The 19,101-nt window shown below is 72.9% G+C and carries 15 protein-coding genes and 1 pseudogene; 3 read left to right on the top strand and 13 right to left on the bottom strand.

What is annotated here, in order from left to right:
- Nucleotides 1-33 precede the first annotated feature (33 nt).
- Nucleotides 34-1,041 (bottom strand): stage II sporulation protein M, encoded by a 1,008-nt coding sequence (locus tag GHR20_RS22030; protein WP_148027109.1) that lies wholly within the window; start codon nucleotides 1,039-1,041, stop codon nucleotides 34-36.
- Between the two features lie 144 nt (nucleotides 1,042-1,185).
- Between GHR20_RS22030 and GHR20_RS22025 the strand changes: the two genes are divergently transcribed.
- Nucleotides 1,186-2,151 (top strand): RDD family protein, encoded by a 966-nt coding sequence (locus GHR20_RS22025; RefSeq protein ID WP_194858954.1) that lies wholly within the window; start codon nucleotides 1,186-1,188, stop codon nucleotides 2,149-2,151.
- An 86-nt stretch (nucleotides 2,152-2,237) separates the two neighbouring features.
- Here the strand turns inward: GHR20_RS22025 and GHR20_RS22020 are convergent, their stop codons facing one another.
- The 8 genes from GHR20_RS22020 to GHR20_RS21985 form a co-directional block, all read right to left on the bottom strand.
- Nucleotides 2,238-2,849 carry a hypothetical protein gene (locus GHR20_RS22020; RefSeq protein WP_153814148.1) on the bottom strand — a complete coding sequence of 204 codons (612 nt, stop codon included), beginning with the start codon at nucleotides 2,847-2,849 and terminating at the stop codon, nucleotides 2,238-2,240.
- A 185-nt stretch (nucleotides 2,850-3,034) separates the two neighbouring features.
- Nucleotides 3,035-4,492: an adenosylhomocysteinase gene (gene ahcY / locus GHR20_RS22015; RefSeq protein WP_153814147.1), complete on the bottom strand. Its 1,458-nt coding sequence runs from the start codon at nucleotides 4,490-4,492 to the stop codon at nucleotides 3,035-3,037.
- A 299-nt stretch (nucleotides 4,493-4,791) separates the two neighbouring features.
- Entirely contained in the window at nucleotides 4,792-5,772 is a 981-nt protein-coding gene (locus GHR20_RS22010; protein WP_111585856.1) for a cation diffusion facilitator family transporter, read from the bottom strand.
- Nucleotides 5,773-5,901: 129 nt separating this feature from the next.
- A complete protein-coding gene (manA, locus tag GHR20_RS22005) occupies nucleotides 5,902-7,053 on the bottom strand; it encodes a mannose-6-phosphate isomerase, class I (protein ID WP_148027105.1) in 1,152 nt (383 codons plus the stop codon).
- 135 nt (nucleotides 7,054-7,188) lie between these two features.
- Nucleotides 7,189-8,316: an SIS domain-containing protein gene (locus tag GHR20_RS22000; RefSeq protein WP_153814146.1), complete on the bottom strand. Its 1,128-nt coding sequence runs from the start codon at nucleotides 8,314-8,316 to the stop codon at nucleotides 7,189-7,191.
- 109 nt (nucleotides 8,317-8,425) lie between these two features.
- Nucleotides 8,426-8,596, bottom strand: a complete 171-nt coding sequence (locus GHR20_RS21995) for a Trm112 family protein (protein WP_014673093.1) — start codon at nucleotides 8,594-8,596, stop codon at nucleotides 8,426-8,428.
- Nucleotides 8,597-8,716: 120 nt separating this feature from the next.
- On the bottom strand, nucleotides 8,717-10,081 hold the full coding sequence (locus tag GHR20_RS21990; RefSeq protein ID WP_153814145.1) for a phosphomannomutase/phosphoglucomutase: 1,365 nt from the start codon (nucleotides 10,079-10,081) through the stop codon (nucleotides 8,717-8,719).
- A gap of 161 nt (nucleotides 10,082-10,242) precedes the next feature.
- Nucleotides 10,243-10,665 (bottom strand): DUF3499 domain-containing protein, encoded by a 423-nt coding sequence (locus tag GHR20_RS21985; protein WP_078967596.1) that lies wholly within the window; start codon nucleotides 10,663-10,665, stop codon nucleotides 10,243-10,245.
- 363 nt (nucleotides 10,666-11,028) lie between these two features.
- On the opposite strand from GHR20_RS21985, the pseudogene GHR20_RS21980 reads away from it, so the two are divergent.
- Nucleotides 11,029-11,414, top strand: a pseudogene (locus GHR20_RS21980) (metallopeptidase family protein).
- Between the two features lie 103 nt (nucleotides 11,415-11,517).
- Here the strand turns inward: GHR20_RS21980 and GHR20_RS21975 are convergent.
- Nucleotides 11,518-11,910 carry a nuclear transport factor 2 family protein gene (locus tag GHR20_RS21975; protein ID WP_111585861.1) on the bottom strand — a complete coding sequence of 131 codons (393 nt, stop codon included), beginning with the start codon at nucleotides 11,908-11,910 and terminating at the stop codon, nucleotides 11,518-11,520.
- 98 nt (nucleotides 11,911-12,008) lie between these two features.
- Here GHR20_RS21975 and GHR20_RS21970 point away from each other — a divergent pair, with 98 nt between their 5' ends.
- On the top strand, nucleotides 12,009-12,467 hold the full coding sequence (locus tag GHR20_RS21970; RefSeq protein ID WP_111585862.1) for a MarR family transcriptional regulator: 459 nt from the start codon (nucleotides 12,009-12,011) through the stop codon (nucleotides 12,465-12,467).
- A gap of 103 nt (nucleotides 12,468-12,570) precedes the next feature.
- Here the strand turns inward: GHR20_RS21970 and GHR20_RS21965 are convergent, their stop codons facing one another.
- The 3 genes from GHR20_RS21965 to GHR20_RS21955 form a co-directional block, all read right to left on the bottom strand.
- On the bottom strand, nucleotides 12,571-14,094 hold the full coding sequence (locus GHR20_RS21965) for a DUF5719 family protein (protein WP_153814144.1): 1,524 nt from the start codon (nucleotides 14,092-14,094) through the stop codon (nucleotides 12,571-12,573).
- The gene (locus GHR20_RS21960; protein ID WP_153816088.1) at nucleotides 14,091-17,927 is read right to left on the bottom strand and encodes a glycosyltransferase family 2 protein; all 3,837 of its coding nucleotides are present in this window, start codon (nucleotides 17,925-17,927) and stop codon (nucleotides 14,091-14,093) included. The genes GHR20_RS21965 and GHR20_RS21960 overlap by 4 nt, the downstream gene beginning before the upstream one ends.
- Nucleotides 17,928-18,151: 224 nt before the next feature.
- Nucleotides 18,152-18,415: a WhiB family transcriptional regulator gene (locus GHR20_RS21955; protein WP_003975777.1), complete on the bottom strand. Its 264-nt coding sequence runs from the start codon at nucleotides 18,413-18,415 to the stop codon at nucleotides 18,152-18,154.
- Nucleotides 18,416-19,101 lie beyond the last annotated feature (686 nt).

Raw genomic sequence — 19,101 nt, 5'->3', positions numbered from 1 at the left:
GGAGACTAGCAGCTCAGAAGGGCCGGACGCACATCAGGCGGCGGTGGGCACGGAGGAACTGCGGTCCGCGGCGTCGAGATCACCCGTCTCGCCCTCTCGTGCCGCGCGTCCCCCGAGGACGTAGACGTACGTCAGGAACACCCCCTCGGCCACGACACCGATTCCGATACGGGCCCAGGTGGGCAGTCCGGACGGTGTCACGAAGCCTTCGATGGCGCCGGAGACGAAGAGGACCAGGGCGAGACCGATCGCCATGCCCATCGCGGACCGCCCCTCCTCCGCGAGCGCGGCGCGCCGGGTGCGGGGGCCCGGGTCGATGAGGGTCCAGCCCAGGCGCAGGCCCGTACCGGCGGCGACGAAGACCGCGGTCAGTTCCAGCAGCCCGTGCGGCAGCACCAGACCGAGGAAGGTGTCGAGCCGGCCGGCGGAGGACATCAGACCGAAGCCGACACCGAGATTGAGCATGTTCTCGAAGAGGATCCACAGGACCGGCAGGCCGAGGAAGATGCCCAGGACCAGGCACATCGCGGCCGCCTCGGCGTTGTTCGTCCAGACCTGGGCCGCGAAGGAGGCCGCCGGGTGGCTGGAGTAGTAGGTCTCGTACTCGCCGCCGGGGCGCGTCATCTGGCGCAGCTGGGCGGGGGCCGCGATGGATGCCTGCACCTCCGGGTGCGCGCCGATCCACCAGCCCAGCAGGATCGCGATGGCCGTGGAGACCAGCGCCGTGGGGATCCACCAGCGGCGCGCGCGGTAGACGGCCGCCGGGAAACCGCGGGTCAGGAAGCCGGTCACATCGCGCCAGGACGCGGTGCGGGCACCGGTGACGGCGCCGCGCGCGCGGGCGACGAGCTGGCTGAGCCGTCCGGTGAGCTGCGGGTCGGGTGCGCTGGACTGGATCAGCGAGAGGTGGGTCGCGGTGCGCTGGTACAGGGTGACGAGTTCGTCGGCCTCGGCTCCGTCGAGACGGCGCCGGCGGCTGAGCAGGGCGTCGAGGCGGTCCCATTCGGCTCGGTGTGCGGAGACGAAGACGTCCAGGTCCATCGGGTCTGCCTGCTCCTCGGGCGGTCGCCGACTGATCGTCGTCGATGATCGTGTTTGCTGTCAGCTTGTCCTACCGGCGCGCAACGCGCCCACAGCTTGGCAGACTTGCCGCCCAGGGGCGGATCAGGGGAAGGACGGGCGGGCGTGAGCGAGCTGGTGACCGGCGAGGCGGTGGCGCTCGAACTGCTGCCCGCGAAGTTTCCGAGCAGGGCGTTGGCCGTGCTGCTCGACCTGGCGGCGGCGATGGTCGCGTACGTCGCGGTCACCATGGTGCTCGTGGCGACGACGTCCTCCCTGGACGATGCCGCGCGGACGGCGCTGGGCATCGCGACGTTCCTGCTGGTGCCCGTCGGTGTGCCGATCGCGGTGGAGACGCTGAGCCACGGCCGTTCGCTCGGGAAGCTGGCGCTGGGGCTCCGGGTGGTCCGGGACGACGGCGGCCCGGTCCGGTTCCGGCACGCGCTGGTGCGGGGTGCGATCGGGGTGGTCGAGATCCTCATGACGTTCGGGACGGTCGCGTCCATCGCGTCGCTGGTCTCGGCGCGGGGGCGGCGGCTCGGGGACGTGTTCGCGGGGACCCTCGTCGTACGGGAGCGGATCCCGGTGGGGCAGACCGGCCTTGTCGCGCCGCCACCGCCGCATCTCGCGCAGCGGTTCACCGGTCTGGATCTGTCGGCCGTGCCGGACGGGTTGTGGCTGGCCGTACGGCAGTACCTGACGCGGATGCGGCAGCTGGATCCCGGGGTGTCGTCGGACATGGCGCGGCGGCTCGCCGGTGATCTCGCGGCGCGTACGGGGGCTCCGCTGCCCGTCGATCTTCCTCCGGCCGTCTTTCTGGCGGCGGTGGTGCACGAGCGGCAGTCGCGGGAAGCACGGCAGGCCCGGCAGTCGTTCGATGCGGACGGTTCCGTGGCGGGCGGGGCCCCGTTCGCCTGGGTCGAGGCGGGGCCGACTGCGGAGGCGGACAGGGAGGCGGGGCGCTGGACCGGGCACCGGGAGCCGGCCTCGGTGCGGCCGGGGTCGTCCGCCGTGCCGCAGGCCGCGCCCGCCCCCGCTCCGAAGGAGCAGCCGGGCGAGCGGCCGGCGACCGGGTTCGCGCCGCCCGCGTAGCGCCGCGTGCGGAGAGCGGCCCTTGCCGACTTCCCCGCGAGAGTCCCCGGCTCATCCGCGGCGGACGGACCGCGTGCGACCGCTGCTCAGCGGAACGCCGAGGGCGGTGACTCCAGGTCCTCCAGCTCGATCCCGGGCGCGGCCAGGACCACGTCACCGGCGATGTGGACGGTGTGCTGCTCGCCCGTTTCCAGGGCGCTGACCTGGTATTCCTCCACGGTCAGGGGGCCATTGTCAGTGGCGTGTGCTTCGCTGTTCACCAGTGCCCAGGACTGGTCCACGGTGCGGGGGGCGAGGACCGGTTCGGTGAGGGCGACGAGTCGTACGCGGGTCGCGGAGGAGGGGGTGAGGCGCAGCAGACGAGCGGTGGCGACGAGGAACGCGGGGGACGTGCCGGTGAAGGCGTGGGCGCGCACATTGCCTTCGGTGGCATGGGTTCCGGTGGGGTCCGTGCGGACCCAGGTGACGCCGTCGAGGGCGGCACCGCGTACCTGCCAGCCGCCCGCGTGGAGTTCGAGGCGGATGGGACGGCCGAGGTCGTCCAGGGCGAGATCGACCGAACCGCGCTGGTCGCCTGCGGGGGTCGTCAGCCGGGAGACATAGCGCCAGCCGGACGGGCCGGGGGCGCACTGGAAGTGCTCTTCACCGAGGGGGGTGTGATCGTGCGGATCGTGGAGCGAATAGCGGCCGCGGGGCATGGGGGTCCTGGGTCGTGACGGGCTCGGGGCGTCGCCGCGGTGGGCCGGTCCGGGGCGTTGAGCGCCGGACGGGTGTGTGAGGGGCCGGACCGGACCGGCCGCAAAGGGGCAGGCCCCCGGCACGGGGGTGCGGGGGCCTGCCTCTGCGGACCTGGCCGAGACGCGGTGACGCGGCTCGGGGGCGGTCAGTAGCGGTAGTGGTCCGACTTGTACGGACCCTCGACCTCGACGCCGATGTACGCGGCCTGCTCCGGACGCAGCGTCGTCAGCTTGACGCCGAGCGAGTCCAGGTGGAGACGGGCGACCTTCTCGTCCAGGTGCTTGGGCAGCACGTACACACCGGTCGGGTACTCGTCGGGCTTGGTGAACAGCTCGATCTGGGCCAGCGTCTGGTCCGCGAACGAGTTCGACATCACGAACGACGGGTGACCCGTGGCGTTGCCCAGGTTCAGCAGGCGGCCCTCGGACAGCACGATGATCACCTTGCCGTCCGGGAAGGTCCAGGTGTGGACCTGCGGCTTGACCTCGTCCTTGACGATGCCCGGGATCTTGGCCAGGCCGGCCATGTCGATCTCGTTGTCGAAGTGGCCGATGTTGCCCACGATCGCCTGGTGCTTCATCCTGGCCATGTCGGAGGCCATGATGATGTCCTTGTTGCCGGTCGTGGTGACGAAGATGTCGGCCTTGTCGACGACCTCGTCCAGCGTCGTGACCTGGTAGCCGTCCATCGCCGCCTGGAGCGCGCAGATCGGGTCGATCTCCGTGACGATCACCCGGGCGCCCTGACCGCGCAGGGACTCCGCGCAGCCCTTGCCCACGTCGCCGTAACCGCACACGACGGCCGTCTTGCCGCCGATCAGCACGTCGGTGGCACGGTTGATGCCGTCCACCAGCGAGTGGCGGCAGCCGTACTTGTTGTCGAACTTCGACTTCGTCACCGCGTCGTTGACGTTGATCGCCGGGAACAGCAGCACACCGTCACGCTGCATCTCGTACAGACGGTGCACACCCGTCGTGGTCTCCTCCGTCACACCGCGGATCTCGGAGGCGAGCTGGGTCCACTTCTGCGAGCCGTCCGTGATGGTGCGGTGCAGCAGTTCGAGGATGACGCGGTGCTCGTCGGACTCGGCGGTCTCCAGGCCGGGGACCTTGCCGTCCTTCTCGTACTCGACGCCCTTGTGGACGAGGAGGGTGGCGTCGCCGCCGTCGTCCAGGATCATGTTCGGGCCGCCGGTGGGGCTGTCCGGCCAGGTCAGCGCCTGCTCGGTGCACCACCAGTACTCGTCCAGGGTCTCGCCCTTCCAGGCGAAGACCGGGACACCCTGAGGGTTGTCCGGCGTGCCGTTCGGGCCGACGGCGATGGCGGCGGCCGCGTGGTCCTGGGTGGAGAAGATGTTGCAGGAGGCCCAGCGGACCCGGGCGCCGAGGGCGACCAGGGTCTCGATCAGCACGGCGGTCTGCACGGTCATGTGCAGGGAACCGGTGACACGGGCGCCGGCCAGCGGCTGGGACTCGGCGTACTCCTTGCGGATCGCCATCAGGCCGGGCATCTCGTGCTCGGCGAGGGTGATCTCCTTGCGGCCGAACTCGGCCAGCGAGAGATCGGCGACCTTGAAGTCCTGTCGGTTGTCGACAGTCGTCATTGCGAGCTGCTCCTCGGAAATATAGGGGCGAGGGTGGGTACGGCCGGTCTGCGCGGCGGCGGACATACGGATGCCCGGGAAGAGGACACAGGCATGCCCACGTGCGCGCAGCGCAGTCCGTCGGAGGCCCTCTCTCCCTCGGACGGTCCGTGGTGGGACCGCCCGACCGCCATCAGCAGCGACGTCTGGCTCCGTCCCAAGCTACACCGGACCGCTGGATCGCCCACAGTCCGCGTCCGCATGGTTCAAGCCGTATCCGAGGCGGCCGCGCGGTCCGGGGCGGGGCGGGCGGCGCCGGGTCAGTGGCCGTCGACGTGCGGGTTCGGGCCGCCGGGGGTCGCCAGCGGGTCCGGGCCCTTGGCGGCCTCGGCCTCGCTGTAGATGTCGGGTTCGAGGTAGATCACACGGGCGATCGGGACGGCGGTGCGGATCCGGTCCTCGGCGGCGTCGATGGCGGCGGCGACCTCGGCGGCGGTGTCGTCGTGCCGTACCGCGATCTTGGCGGCGACCAGCAGTTCCTCGGGGCCGAGGTGGAGGGTGCGCATGTGGATGATGCGGGTGACGGAGGCGCCGTCGACGGTCGCGGCCTCGATCTTCTTGATCACGTCGAGGCCGGCCGCCTCGCCCAGCAGCAGCGACTTGGTCTCGGCGGCCAGGACCAGGGCGATGCAGACGAGCAGGACACCGATGCAGATGGTGCCGACGCCGTCCCAGACGCCGTCGCCGGTGAGCAGGGAGAGGCCGACGCCGCCGAGGGCGAGGACGAGACCGATGAGCGCGCCGAAGTCCTCCAGCAGGACGACGGGCAGCTCGGGAGCCTTGGCGCGGCGGATGAACTGCGACCAGGACAGCGAGCCGCGCAGCTCCTTGGACTCCTTGATCGCGGTGCGGAAGGAGAAGCCCTCGGCGAGGATCGCGAAGATGAGGACGCCCACCGGCCAGTACCAGTTCTCCAGGGCGTGGGGGTGGGAGACCTTCTCGTAGCCCTCGTAGATGGCGAACATGCCGCCGACGGAGAAGAGGACGATCGAGACGAGGAAGGCGTAGATGTACCGCTCGCGTCCGTAGCCGAAGGGGTGCTGCGGAGTGGCCTCGCGCTGGGCCTTCTTGCCGCCGACGAGCAGCAGGAACTGGTTCCCGGAGTCGGCGAGCGAGTGGACGCCCTCGGCGAGCATCGAGGACGAGCCGCTGAAGGCGAACGCCACGAACTTCGATGCCGCGATCGCGAGGTTGGCGCCGAGTGCCGCCACGATCGCCCTGGTTCCGCCTGACGCGCTCATGTGTCCGCGTTGTCCCTTCGGTCTCTGCTCGGTCTCTGCGCCTTTGCCCGGCCTTTGCCGGTGGGCCATTGTTGCAGCCCGGCCGGGCCCCGACGCGTCAGGTATCCACAGCCTCGGTCATACGATCGGTCAGACGCGGACGGTGGCGCGGAAGACCGTGCCCGCGCCGGAGATCTCGGCCTCGTCGCCCGCGGGGACGAACACCGACTGCCCCGGGCCCAGTTCGTGCCCGCCCGCGCGGACGGAGCCGGCCGTGCACAGCAGGATCTGCGGGGTGTCCCGGGTGAGGTCGTGGGCGGTGCCGCCCTCGGCCAGGACGTACCGGGAGAGCCGGAACTCGTCGATCGGCGTCTCGTAGACCTCTTCGCCGTCGGGGGTGGCCTCGGGCCGCAGGACACCGGGGTCGCCCGCCTCGAAGCGGACGACGCGCAGGAGTTCGGGCACGTCGACGTGTTTGGGGGTCAGACCGCAGCGAAGGACGTTGTCGGAGTTGGCCATGATCTCGACGCCCAGGCCGTCGAGATAGGCGTGCGGGACGCCGGCGCCCAGGAACAGGGCCTCGCCGGGCTGGAGCCGGACGTGGTTGAGCAGCATGGCCGCGATGACGCCGGGGTCGCCGGGGAAGTGGTGGGCGAGGCCGGCGTACGGGGCGTAGTCGCCGCCCAGGCGGGCGCAGGCGGCGGTGGCCTCGGCGACCGTGCGGGCCATGGCGTCGCGGTCCGCGGAGAGGATCGCGGTGAGGACCTCGCGCAGGGCCGCTTCCTCGGGGCGGGCGCCCAGGAGATCGACGTACGGCTTGAGGGAGTCGACGCCGAGACCGGCGAGCAGTGCGGCGGCCCGGGCGGGCTCGCGGAAGCCGCACAGGCCGTCGAACTCGGTGAGGGCGCAGATCAGTTCGGGCTTGTGGTTGGCGTCCTTGTAGTTGCGGTGCGGCGCGTCGATCGGGACGCCTCTGCGCTCCTCGTCCTCGTAACCCTCCCTGGCCTGCTCCAGATCGGGGTGCACCTGGAGGGACAGGGGCGCGCCGGCGGCGAGGATCTTCAGCAGGAAGGGCAGGCGGGGGCCGAACCTGACCACCGCCTCCTTGCCCAGTTCGCGCTCCGGGTCGGCGTCGATCACCTCGGCGAGCGTGCCGCGCGCGGTGCGCGAGGGGGCGCCGGGGTGGGCGCCCATCCACATCTCCGCCTGGGGTTCACCGGTCGGCTCGACGCCGAGCAGGTGCGGGATGGCGGTGGCGGAACCCCAGGCGTAGGGGCGGACGGTGTTGTCGAGGCGGTCCATGTGTCTTCTCTGTCTTCCGTGCGTGCGCTGCTCGGCCGGCGGGCCTCGCGCGGGGCGCGGTGCCGGGGTGCGATGCCGGGGTGCGGGCCGTGGAAGGGCGGGCCCGGGGCCGGTGCGGACCGGCCCGTAGCCAGATCAGGCCCCGGAAGCGAGCGCCAGGTAAACGGCGGCGAAATCCGTGACGGCGATCAGTTCCGCGAGGGTCTCCAGTTCGCCGCCCTCCTCGGGTTCCAGTTCGCTGATCGGCGTGTCGTGGCTGAGGGCCAGGTCACGGGCGGTGGGGGCGGCGGAGAGGCCACCGCTCGGGCGGTCGCGCAGCAGCACCACGCGCGCGTGCAGCGCGGGCGCGTCCTCCACGCGGTCGCGGAAGAAGTCGTCCGGGTCGGCGCTCGCGGCGAGGGGGCCGGCCAGCAGGGCGCCGTGCGCGGCGAGCGCCTCGGGGAGTTCGGCGACGACGGCGGGGCGGCCGGCGAGTTCGGCGAGAGCGGCGGCGAAGCGGCGTCCGGCGGGGCCCGCGGAGGCGCCCTCGGTCCACACCACCGGGAGCACGTCGGCGAGTTCGGCGGCGACGGTCTTGGCGGGGTTGCTGTAGGCCACGATGGCGGGGCCGCAACGCTCGGCGATCCGGTCGAGGCGGTCGGCGACCTTCTCCAGGGCCTCGGGCGGTGCGGTGAGCAGGCCGATCCGGTCCAGGAGGGCGAGCAGCGGGGTCAGCAGGGCCCAGAAGACGCCGGGCGAGGACGCGGCGAGCGGTTCCTCATGGTCGTAGGGCGCCGTCGCCATCGGTACGAACAGTGCGTGGCTGGCACCGGCGGCCTCGGCGAGCGGGGTGCCGGCCGGGGCGACGGCGACGACGGTGACGCCGCGGCGGTACGCCTGGTCGGCGAGGAGCGCGAGGCTGGGTTCGGTGCCGTCCGGGGTGGTGATCAGGAGGAGGTCGACCGAGCCGGCCCAGCCGGGGAGTTCCCAGCGCAGGGCGCCCGCGGCGGGGGCGACACCGGACGGGGCGAGGCGGACCACGGGGCTGCCGGGCCCCGCCAGGGTGCCGAGGAGGTCGGCGGTGTGGGTGGCGGCGGCGCCGGGTCCCGCGATCAGTACGGCGCGGGGGCGGCCGTCGGGTTTGAGGTTGCCGACGCCGGCCTCGGCGGCGTGCCGGGCGGCGGTGCGGACGCGGGCGCCGGCCTCGGCGGCACCGCGCAGCAGGCCCCGGCGGTCGGCCTCGGCGAGGCCCTCCGGGCTGTCGAGCAGCGATTCGTCCAACATGGGCGGCAGCCTCCGATGGCCGGGGAGTGGCTACGACTACGACGCTACGGGGTGCGGGGGCCTTCGGCGGTACGGCGGTGTCCTCGCCGGTACGACGGGCCCGGCCGCGTCACTCGGGGCGGCGGGCCTCGTCGACCAGGAGGACCGGGATGCCGTCGCGGACCGGGTAGGCGAGACCGCAGTCCTGGCCGGTGCAGATCAGCTCGGTGTCCTGCTCCTTGAGGGGGGCGTGGCAGGCCGGGCAGGCGAGGATCTCCAGGAGGCCGGCTTCGAGCGGCATGGGGTGTGTCCCTTCGAGGGCGGGGTTTGTCGGACCGCTGGTCAGCGTACCGCTGCGGGGAGGGTGGGGCGGGGGCCGCGGTACGGCGTCACCGGCCCCGCCCGCCATAGCCGCCCGGGGTCAGGCCCTGATGATGGCCAGGGCCTCGTCACGGACCCTGGTCATGGTCGGCTCGTCCTTCGCCTCGGCGTTCAGGCGCAGGAGGGGCTCGGTGTTGGAGGGCCGGACGTTGAACCACCAGTCGGGGGCGGAGACGGTGAGGCCGTCGAGGTCGTCCAGGGTGACATCGGCGCGGCCCTCGTAGGCCGCGCGGATCGCGGCGAGGCGGGCGGACTGGTCGGCGACGGTGGAGTTGATCTCGCCGGAGCCCGTGTAGCGGTCGTACTGGGCGACGAGCGAGGACAGCGGGCCCTCCTGGCCGCCGAGGGCGGCGAGGACGTGCAGGGCGGCCAGCATGCCGGTGTCGGCGTTCCAGAAGTCCTTGAAGTAGTAGTGCGCGGAGTGCTCGCCGCCGAAGATCGCGCCGGTGCGGGCCATCTCGGCCTTGATGAAGGAGTGGCCGACCCGGGTGCGGACCGGGGTGCCGCCGTTCTCGCGGACGACCTCGGGGACCGTGCGGGAGGTGATCAGGTTGTGGATGACCATGCCTTCGCCGCCGTTGCGGGCCAGTTCGCGCGCGGCGACCAGGGCGGTGATCGCGGACGGGGAGACCGGGTCGCCGTTCTCGTCGACGACGAAGCAGCGGTCGGCGTCGCCGTCGAAGGCGATGCCGAGGTCGGCGCCCTCCGCCGGGACCCGCTTCTGGAGGTCCACGAGGTTGGCCGGGTCGAGCGGGTTGGCCTCGTGGTTCGGGAAGGTGCCGTCCAGTTCGAAGTACATCGGCACGAGCGTCAGGGGCAGACCGGCGAAGACCGTGGGCACCGTGTGGCCGCCCATGCCGTTGCCCGCGTCGACCACGACCTTCAGGGGGCGGATCGCGCGCAGGTCGACCAGCGCGCGCAGGTGTGCCGCGTAGTCCTTAAGCGTCTCGCGCGCGGTGAGGGTGCCCGGCTCGGCGGCCGGCTCGGGGGCGCCCGACTCCAGCCACTTCTCGACCAGTTCGCGGATCTGCGTGAGACCGGTGTCCTGGCCGACCGGGGCGGCGCCGGCGCGGCACAGCTTGATGCCGTTGTACTGGGCCGGGTTGTGCGAGGCGGTGAACATCGCGCCGGGCAGGTCCAGCGCTCCCGAGGCGTAGTAGAGCTGGTCGGTGGAGCACAGCCCGATCTCGGTCACGTCCACGCCGCGGTCCGCCGCGCCGCGCGCGAAGGCGCGGGACAGGCCGGGGGACGAGGGCCGCATGTCGTGGCCGACGACGATCGCCGACGCGCCCGTCACCTGCGCGAAGGCGGCACCGAAGAGGGCGGCCAGGGTTTCGTCCCACTGGTCCGGTACCACTCCGCGTACGTCGTACGCCTTCACGATCTGCGACAGATCAGCAGTCACGGCCAGCCCTCCTGAAGTTCTCTGGACCCCCACAAACTACCCGTCCGCGGTAAGGGGGAGGTGTGCGGACACCGGCGGGGCGCGCGCTCGTCACCGGGAGAGGTGGCGGGAGGGCGGACATCCCGGCGGGGGTCTGTCCGTCATCCCCCTACGGGCCGCCGTCAGTTGTCGGGGGAGCGCAGGACCCGCAGATGACCGCGGCGGGCCACCTCCATGGGGTCCGCGGTGCGGGCTCCGCCGCCGGCCTCGGCCGCGCGCTCCTGGGGGCGGGCGGCCTCGCGCACGGCGTTGGCGAGCGCCTCCAGGTCGTCACCGCTGGGGCGGGCGGGGGCGGAACCGTCGAGGAGACGGACGACCTCCCAGCCGCGCGGCGCGGTGAGGCGCTCGGAGTGCTCGGCGCACAGGTCGTAGCAGTGGGGTTCGGCGTAGGTGGCGAGCGGGCCGAGGACCGCGGTCGAGTCGGCGTAGACGTACGTCAGCGTCGCGACGGCGGGTCGGCCGCAGGCGGTGCGCGAACAGCGACGTACAGGGCTCACGACGTTGGACGGTACCGCACTCTTGAGCGGGCCGCGACGACTCTCCACCTGGTCACTCCCCCGTGTCGTGCTGTGAGACGCCCCACATACCCCTGCTAACAAGCCCTGTTGAGCTGCGCGGAGAGGGATGTGCGGGCGGACGGAAGGGACTGTTTCCGGTCATGAGTCGGCACAAAAACGGTCAATTGCCTTGAGTTCTGGGGAGTTGAGGGGTTCGGGAACAGTTGCCGAAATGAGCCGGTCCTTGGCTGGAACGCGCGCGCCGCGACAGGAATTCGCCGATGGCCGGTTGGCGCGTACGGCCGGGCGGGCGGGGTGGCCGAGGACTACGCTTCAGCAGTGATGGACAACCGTGTACCGCCCCGAGCCGCAGGCCCCGGGCCCCGTCGCCGTGATCGCCACGGGCGGGGCATGCGGGGGCCGATCGCACCCCCGCAGGTGCCGCTGGCGGCGAGCAGGGCGGAGATGTTCGCGGATCTCGTGCGGGACTCCGTGGAACGGCTGGAGCGGCGGTGGCCGCAGCTCGCCGAGGTGGAGTTCGCGGTGCTGGAGGTGCCTCACCCGGAGGGGCAGGACCCGGACGCCCTGTGGGGGACGAGGCCGTGCCCCTCGGCGGGGTCGCGCCGGCGCGGGAGGGGCGGCGGGCGCGGGTGGTGGTGTACCGGCGACCGGTGGAGATCCGGTCGAAGGGGCGGGACGAGCGCGCGGCGCTCGTCCACGAGGTGGTCGTGGAGCAGGTCGCGGAGCTGCTCGGGCTGACGCCGGAGACGGTGGATCCGCGGTACGGGGAGGACTAGGGCCTGTCTGGCAGTTCCTGCGGCAGACGGGAATTGCCGGAGAGACCCCAGGGCCTGTCGTTTGGATCACGCCGGGTTCGCGCCTTCCCCGTGAGGGGCGCGTCTAGCGGGCGCTGCCCAGGTCGCGGTCCGCGCTGGAGCCCTGGAGCATCAGGGTGGTCTCCTCGATGCGGGTGAACCGGCCGTCGGCCGCCAGGTCGGCGAAGACGTAGACCTCCATCCGCACGCTCGTGCCGTCCTTCTTCGTGATGTGCGCGGTGTGCCGGTCGGCGTACCGGCTGCCGTCGTACAGCTCCTCGTGAACCTCGACGTGTCCGTCGGCGACGAGGGTGCGCAGGTGGGCGATGTGGTCGAGGAACTCGGCGCGGTCCGCCCACTCCCCGTCCGTGCGCTGGCGGTACTCCGGGGCGAAGTGGCGGTCGGCGGCCTCCTGGAGGGTCAGCTCGCCGTTGAAGAGCAGGTCGGTCAGGGCGGCCTCGATACCGGTACGGGTCATGACAGGTCCTCTCCGAAGAATCCGAGATGCGTGCGCCGCGCACGCTTCGCCCTGACTGTAGCACCGGATGCGTGCGTCGCGCACGCTATTCTTCGGGCATGGAGTCATCGCGTACGGAAAACGAAGTCGGGCAGGAGATCGCGGACGCCCTGGGTGTGCTGCTGCGGCGCACCACCCGCGCACGGCTGCACCAGAAGCTGACCGAGGGCATGGGCGAGGCGGTGGACGAACTGACCTACCCGGTGCTCAGCGCCCTCGCCCGGATCGGCCCGTGCAGCGCGGCCGACCTGGCGCCCGAGGTGGGCCTCGACCGCTCCGGCGTCACGCGCCGGGCCTCCCGGCTCCAGGACGCCGGTCTCGTACGGCGTGAGCCGGACCCCGCCGACCAGCGGGCCCAGCTGCTGGTCCTCACCGAGCCGGGCCGGCGGGCCGTGGCGGAGCTGCGCGCGCGGCTGGCCGCCCACATCATGGCGAGCCTGTCGGCGTGGCCCCCGGGCGAGGCCGAGATCTTCGCCAGGGGGCTGCACCGCTTCACGCTGGAGGGCCCGTTCGCCTGAGGGGCGGGCCAGGGTCGACCAGGCCAGGCCAGGCCAGGGCAGGGCAGGGGGCTCAGGAGCCGACGGGGACCGGGCGCCCCCTGCCTCTGGAGGCGGGTGCCCCCTACTTCTGGAGGATCGACAGATCCTCGCTCGTCCTCGGGACCGAGACCAGGCCCTTGTCGCTCGGCAGGGTCTGGATCGTGAACCCGGAGGGGTCGGTGGAGGTCAGGGTGCGGGAGGCGTAGAGGGGGCTGGTGGTGAGGGGTTCGATCGTCAGGGCGTAGGTGCCCTTGCCGCCGGAGGGGACCGGGGCGTCGATGTTCTCGGTGGTGCCCGCCTTGATCGTGTAGGTCTTGCTGACCGCCGTACCGCCGTCGCCGCCCGCCGAGGCGGTGACCTTGACCTTGGCCGTGGCGGTGGGCGCCGTCAGGGCGAGGGTGGTGCCCTTGGCGCTGTTGTCGGCCGCGGTGGCGCGCGCGCCGACGGGGGCGGTGGCCGGGATGAACGCGGTCTCCTGGCTGCCGCCCTTGCCCCGGACCACGCGCAGCGCGGCGACGACCGGCACCGACTGGTCGGTGGGGGTCAGCACCAGGGAACCGGCCTCGCCGCGGGTGACGGGGCCGAGGTCGACCGAGGTGGTCATGCCGGACTTGACGTGCAGTTCCTCGTTGCCCGCCGGGGTGATCAGGCCGTCGGGCGAGGCGAGGCGGAGCTTGAGGTCGGCGTCGTCGTCACCGGGTGTGAAGGCGATCAGGCGGACGTCGGTGGCGTCCTTGGGGATGCCGGGCAGCACCAGGCTGCCGGCCGGGTCGGCGGCCGCGGCCAGCCAGTCGCCGCCCGCCTTGTCGTCCAGCGCCTGCACCGTCGCGCCGACCCGCCCACTGCGCACGCTGACGTGCACGGTCAGGTCGTCCTGCCGCTCGTCGGTCAGCGTGGACAGCAGGACCGGCTCGCTGCTGTGCGGCTTGACCGTGAGGTTCTCCCCCAGCGGCGACTTGATCGCGCCGTTCTTGCCGTACAGCTCGACGTCCACGACGGCGGCGGAGTCGTCCGGGTTGGTCAGATGGACGTAGTCGGTGCGGCTCGCGGCGGTGCTGGCGCCCGGGAACCAGAACTCGGTGTCCGCGGGCGTGCAGGTGACGCCCTGGAGGCCGCGGCCGGTGCCGGCGGCGATCTCGGTGGTCTCCTGCACGGTCCAGCCGGGCGCCAGCTTCCCGTCCGCGGTGCCGATCAGCGCGGGTGTGTCGGCGCCGGAGGTGTCGCCGGCGACCGGGGTGCCGGGCGCCTTCGGGGTGAGCGCCGGCAGGTCGGCGGTCGACTTCTTCCCGCTCTTGCCCTTGCCTTTGCCCTTGTTCGGCTGGGTGTCGCCGGTGCCGTCCGCCGACTGCTCGGGGGCGGCCTGGAATTGGGCCTTGCCGCTGCTCGGCGCGCCCTGGGTGACGGGCGTGAACGAGGTGTACGTCGTGTCCGCGATGTCCGACACGCTGGGCGCCGGGCACAGCAACCCGGTGCGCTGCACGGGCAGTTGGGCGGCGGCGCCGGGCGCGGGCGCGCCGGACGCGGACGGGGTGGCCAGCGCGGCGACCGCGGTGACGGCGGCCAGCGCGGTGGTGCCGGCGATCAAGGACAGGGTGGTGCGGTTCACTGCTGGCTCCCGTCGGGGCGCTCACTGCCGGTGCCGTGGGGCGGCTGGGCGGGGTCGTAGCCCTGCTGGGCGGGGTCGTACTCCGGGTCGTAGCCCTGCTGCTGGTACGCCGCCGGGTCGTACGGCTGCTGGTGCTGCTCGGCGGTGCCGCCGTAGGCGTACGGGTCGTACGGCGCCGTGCCGTAGGGGTCGGTCTGGTACGCCTGCGGGTCGTAGCCGCCCTGCTGGTAGGCGTCGTCGCCGTAACCGGGGTACGGGGTGTTCGCGTAGGGGGTGGCGTACGACTCGTCGTAGGAGGGGTCGTACGGCTGCTGGTGCGGGATCTGGGGCTCGGCCGGGGCGGGGGGCGCCTGAGGGGCCGCCGGGGCCTCCCCTACGGGCATCTCCCCCATGGGCGTCTCCCCCATGGGCGTCTCCCCCATGGGCGTCTCCCCCATGGGCGTCTCCCCTACGGGCGCTCCCCCCGCGGCCTCCTCCTCGGCCTGGGCGCGCAGCCGGCGGGCGCGGCGGCCCTCGCCCGTGGGGGCCTGCGCGGGCGGCGGCTCCTCCTCGGGGAGGTCGTCGTCCACGTCGCGGCGGCGGCCCGGCAGGGCGAGGACGACCAGCACGATCGCGAGCGCGCCCTGGGCCCACAGCCAGGCGGTGTGGGTGAGGGGCGCGTCGTAGGTGACGTCCAGCCGGCCGCCGGCGGCCGGGAGCCGGAAGCCCTGGGCCCAGCCGTCGACGGTGGTGCGGGTGAGCGGCTTGCCGTCGAGGGTGGCGGTCCAGCCGGGGGCGGCGCTGTCGGCGAGGCGCAGGACACGGCCGTCGGAGCCGGCGGGCACGGTGGTGTGGATGTCCACCGGTCCGGCCTCGACCGGTCGGCTGCTGCCGGAGTCGACGGAGTCCGAGGTACCGGCGGGCAGGATGACCGCGCGGGAGACCTCTTGGTCGACGCGCCACAGGGCGTTGCCGTTCTGCTGGCTGAGCCGGGCCAGGCCGGGGGTGGCGTCCAGGACGCGGGTGATGTCGCGGGGCGCGCCCTTGTGGACGAGGACGTAGCGCACGGCGAAGCCGCCGAGTTCGTCGGCCTGGTCGGCGCCGGAGCCGGCGACCAGGTTGGCGACGACCTTGTCCAGGCGGGCGTTCTGGCCGTCGGCGGCCGCGAATTCGGCGTCTCCCATGCGGGCGCCGGCGCCGCGCACCAGGGTGTAGCCGACGTGCGCGGTGGAGTCGCTGTCCAGGACGAGGGTGCGGGCCCGGTCGCCGGTGGTGGAGTCCTCGGCGACGAACGCGGGCACCTGGGCCGGGTCGCGGCGCTGCACGGGGCCGTCGGCGCCGCGGACCATCCAGGCGGCGGCGAGCAGCAGCGGGCCCACGGCGGCGGCGAGCGCGATCAGGGCGGCCACCGGCTGGCGCCAGCCGAAGCTCTGCTCGGCCACCCGCGCGCGGGCGCCGTCGGCGCCGAGGACGGCGGCGGCCAGCAGGGCGATGCCGTAGACGAGGGTGGCCGGGCCCGCCCAGGCGGACCGGTTGGCGAGGACCGCGAGGACGAGGCCGATCAGGGCGACCACCCAGGCGGTGCGGATGCCCAGCTGCCGCTCGGAGCGCAGCAGCGCGGCGAGGGCGGCGAGCACGACGCCGAGCAGCAGCAGGCCGCTCATGGTGCCGGGGCCGCCGGGGCTGGCGCCGAGCAGGTCGAGCGCGGAGGCGGACGAGGCGCCGTACGCCAGACCCGCCTCCTCGAAGAAGCCGGTCGGCAGCAGGGTCAGCGACCAGGGGGCGAGGAGCAGCAGCGGGGTGCCGAGCTGGACGAGCAGGCGCAGGCCGTGGGCGATCAGGTCGGCGCGGCGCAGCACGAGCACACCGAGGCCGAGGATCAGCGCGACGGGCCACACGATCGGGGTGAAGGCGGTGGTGATGGTCAGCAGCAGTGCGTACGCCCAGGTGGCGCGCCAGCTGCCGCGGGCGCCGGTGCGGCTGGTGAGGCCGCTCGCGGCGATGCCCGCGCGGGCGATCAGCGGCAGCAGTACGGCGAGTACGGCGGCGCCGACGCGGCCGCCGGCCAGGGCGCCGGTGGTGGCGGGCAGGAAGGCGTAGGCGACGGCCGCCCAGGCACGCAGCAGCCGGGAGGTGACCAGGGGCCGGGAGGCGAAGTAGGCGGTGCACCCGGCGAGCGGCACCGAGCAGACCAGCAGCACGGTGACCGCGACTCCGGCGGAGCCGAACAGCAGGGTGGCCAGGGTGGCGACGAGGGCGAGGTACGGCGGTGCGGCGGGGGTGCCGCCGGTGCCGACCGGGTGCCAGGCGTCCGCGAAGCGGGACCACAGTTCGCCGGCGCTCGCCGGGGCGGGCAGCAGGGCGCCGCCGCCGAGCGCGCCGCCGGTGAGCAGGGCGCGGCAGGCGACCAGGGAGATGACCAGCAGGGCGAGGAAGAGCACCGGGCCGGGCCTGCGGGCGATCCGCTTGAGGCGGACGAACTGCTCGACCTCCAGGAAGTCGGCGTCGTCGCCGCCGGGGCCGGACTCCACGGCGCCGCCGTGCCGGCCGGCCGTGGTGTCGGTGTCGGAGGTGCCGGTGAAGTTGCCCGCGAACTGCTCCACGGTGGCGCGGATGGTGGCGCCGGGCGGTGGGAACAGGGCGCGCAGTTCGTCCTTGCCGATCCGCGGGGTGCCGCGGCTGCGCCGGGCGGCGATGATCCGCTCGGGGCGCAGCAGGGTGCCCAGCAGGCCGCGGATCTCGTCGACGGCCTGGCCCGGGACCTTGCCGACCAGGTAGGCGACGGTGCGCAGCAGGGTGCCGAGGACGATCCGCAGCATCACCCAGGGCAGCGCGGCGGTACGGGTGTTGGCGAGCAGGGTGTGGACGGCGCCGGCCTTGTCGACCTTGTGCGGGGAGGCGGCGGTGCGGCCCACGCAGTCCACGACGCGGCGCTCGCGGGAGGCGGCCTCGGCGTGTCGTACGACGGCGTCGGGGGCGATCAGGACGCGGTGGCCGGCGAGATGGGCGCGCCAGCACAGGTCCACGTCGTCGCGCATCAGGGGCAGCCGGCGGTCGAAGCCGCCGAGCTGTTCGAAGACGTCGCGGCGGATCAGCATGCCGGCGGTGGAGACGGACAGGACGGTGCGGACGTGGTCGTGCTGGCCCTGGTCCTGTTCGCGGCGGTCCAGACCGGTCCAGCGGCGGCCGGAGTCGGCGATGGAGACGCCGACCTCCAGCAGCTGCCTGCGGTCGTACCAGCCGCGGAGTTTGGGGCCGACGATCGCCACGTCGTCGCGGCCCAGTTCGAGTTCGTTCTCGACGACCTTCAGCAGCTGGGCGAGGGCGTCGGGTTCGGGGGCGCAGTCGTCGTGCAGCAGCCAGAGCCACTGGACCGGTTCGCCGTAGGGCAGTTCGGGCAGGTCGTAGGCGTCGTCGCGCCAGGTGCGGGTGACCGGGTCCCAGCCGCTGGGGCGCTTGAGGTACGGCAGCTCGTCCGGGGTGAGCACGGGGACGGTGCGGCTCGCCTCCTCGACGGCCTGGCCGAAGCCGGTGCGGCGGGCGAGGTGCAGCACGCCCGCGTCGCCGAGGGCTTCGCCGAGCAGCTGGGCGGAGTTGTCCGCGCTGCCGGTGTCGGCGGCCACCGCGTGCTGGACGGGGCGTTCCTGGCCGAGCAGCCCGGCGATCGCGTCGGGCAGCCAGCGCGCGCCGTCGTGGGAGACGAGGACGGCGGTGACGACGTGACGCGGAAACTCGGGGGGGCGGGCCGGATCGAACGCCGCCTGGTGGGCCGGGTCGTACGGCGCCTGGCGGGCTGGGTCGAACGCTGCTGCGGCGGCCGGGTCTTGGGCTGCCGTATGGCTGTGCACGGACATCGAGGTACGGGCCCCGGTTCGCTGGACTGCGGTGGACACCTGCGGTCCCCCGGCCTCGATGGGCTCGCGGGGACAGCGGGTCGTCTCGGACGAGCGACCACACTATCGGCTGCCCACGACGACGGCCCGCCCCCTGTGGACAACCCACGGGCCACGGGCCGTTCGTGATGTTTTCTCGCGTATGGCGCGGGTATGTACCGGGTGCCCGCGGCGCTGGTGCGCGGTCAGACGGCGGCCTTCTTCAGGCGGCGGCGCTCCCGCTCGGACAGGCCGCCCCAGATGCCGAAGCGCTCGTCGTTGGCGAGGGCGTACTCGAGGCATTCGGAGCGGACCTCGCAGGCGAGGCAGACCTTCTTCGCCTCTCTGGTGGAGCCGCCCTTCTCGGGAAAGAAGGACTCGGGGTCGGTCTGGGCGCACAGCGCGCGCTCCTGCCAGCCGAGTTCCTCGTCCGCGTCGTCGACCAGCAGTTGCTGCACCAGCTCGGTCATGTGCGCCCCTCGTCTGTCTTTCACGTCCCCGTGCGTACGCCGTTACCGATTTCGGCTGAACGACACGAGTGAAATTACAAGTGTGCTGCTCCGGGCGAGTCAAGCCGAGATCTGCTATTGAGCCCGTTATTCACTCTGCGGAACCAAGGCCATGCGGAAAGTGTTCAAATCGCCATAAACTACGACACACGACCGGGCCGCCGCCGGACGCGCGACCGGGGTCCGCCGGACCGCCGCGCTCCGCCGGGGCCTGCACGGCCCCTTGACGCAGAGAAAGACGTTCTGGCGTTCGATCGCGTTGCATGGCCCGACGAGCGCTCGGATGTGCCCCATGTGTCCCGGTGCCCCGAAGAGCAAACCTCATGCACGCCAGATGACCCGGATGGGGTGAAATGTGTCCCACATGGCGGTCATCGAGTTGACAGCACTGGTGTGAACCGTTGTCCTAGTGGGCATGCTCGCGAACTCGGTACCCACCTCGACCCGCACCGCCGGGTCCCACGGTGCTGCCCGGGCCCGCTGTAGCTGTTGTCGCTGTTCCAGCTGTTGAGCCGGCCTCTTCTTCGCTTTTCGCAGGTCTTCGCTCCGGCTGTGGCCGACGCCTCGCCTCCGTGCGGCTCGGTCGTTCTTCCTTCGCAGCCCCTCCTGACGGGCTTTCACTCTTCTCCGCCGAGGAACCAGCACAC

Source organism: Streptomyces sp. SUK 48 (assembly GCF_009650765.1).
Classification (GTDB): domain Bacteria; phylum Actinomycetota; class Actinomycetes; order Streptomycetales; family Streptomycetaceae; genus Streptomyces.
This window is presented reverse-complemented; position numbering and strand designations above follow the sequence as displayed.

Coding starts and splice junctions, on each gene's coding strand:
- GHR20_RS22030 (WP_148027109.1), bottom strand. CDS start 1,041: ATGGACCTGGACGTCTTCGTCTCCGCACACCGAGCCGAATGGGACCGC.
- GHR20_RS22020 (WP_153814148.1), bottom strand. CDS start 2,849: ATGCCCCGCGGCCGCTATTCGCTCCACGATCCGCACGATCACACCCCC.
- ahcY (WP_153814147.1), bottom strand. CDS start 4,492: ATGACGACTGTCGACAACCGACAGGACTTCAAGGTCGCCGATCTCTCG.
- GHR20_RS22010 (WP_111585856.1), bottom strand. CDS start 5,772: ATGAGCGCGTCAGGCGGAACCAGGGCGATCGTGGCGGCACTCGGCGCC.
- manA (WP_148027105.1), bottom strand. CDS start 7,053: ATGGACCGCCTCGACAACACCGTCCGCCCCTACGCCTGGGGTTCCGCC.
- GHR20_RS22000 (WP_153814146.1), bottom strand. CDS start 8,316: ATGTTGGACGAATCGCTGCTCGACAGCCCGGAGGGCCTCGCCGAGGCC.
- GHR20_RS21995 (WP_014673093.1), bottom strand. CDS start 8,596: ATGCCGCTCGAAGCCGGCCTCCTGGAGATCCTCGCCTGCCCGGCCTGC.
- GHR20_RS21975 (WP_111585861.1), bottom strand. CDS start 11,910: ATGACCCGTACCGGTATCGAGGCCGCCCTGACCGACCTGCTCTTCAAC.
- GHR20_RS21970 (WP_111585862.1), top strand. CDS start 12,009: ATGGAGTCATCGCGTACGGAAAACGAAGTCGGGCAGGAGATCGCGGAC.
- GHR20_RS21960 (WP_153816088.1), bottom strand. CDS start 17,927: ATGTCCGTGCACAGCCATACGGCAGCCCAAGACCCGGCCGCCGCAGCA.
- GHR20_RS21955 (WP_003975777.1), bottom strand. CDS start 18,415: ATGACCGAGCTGGTGCAGCAACTGCTGGTCGACGACGCGGACGAGGAA.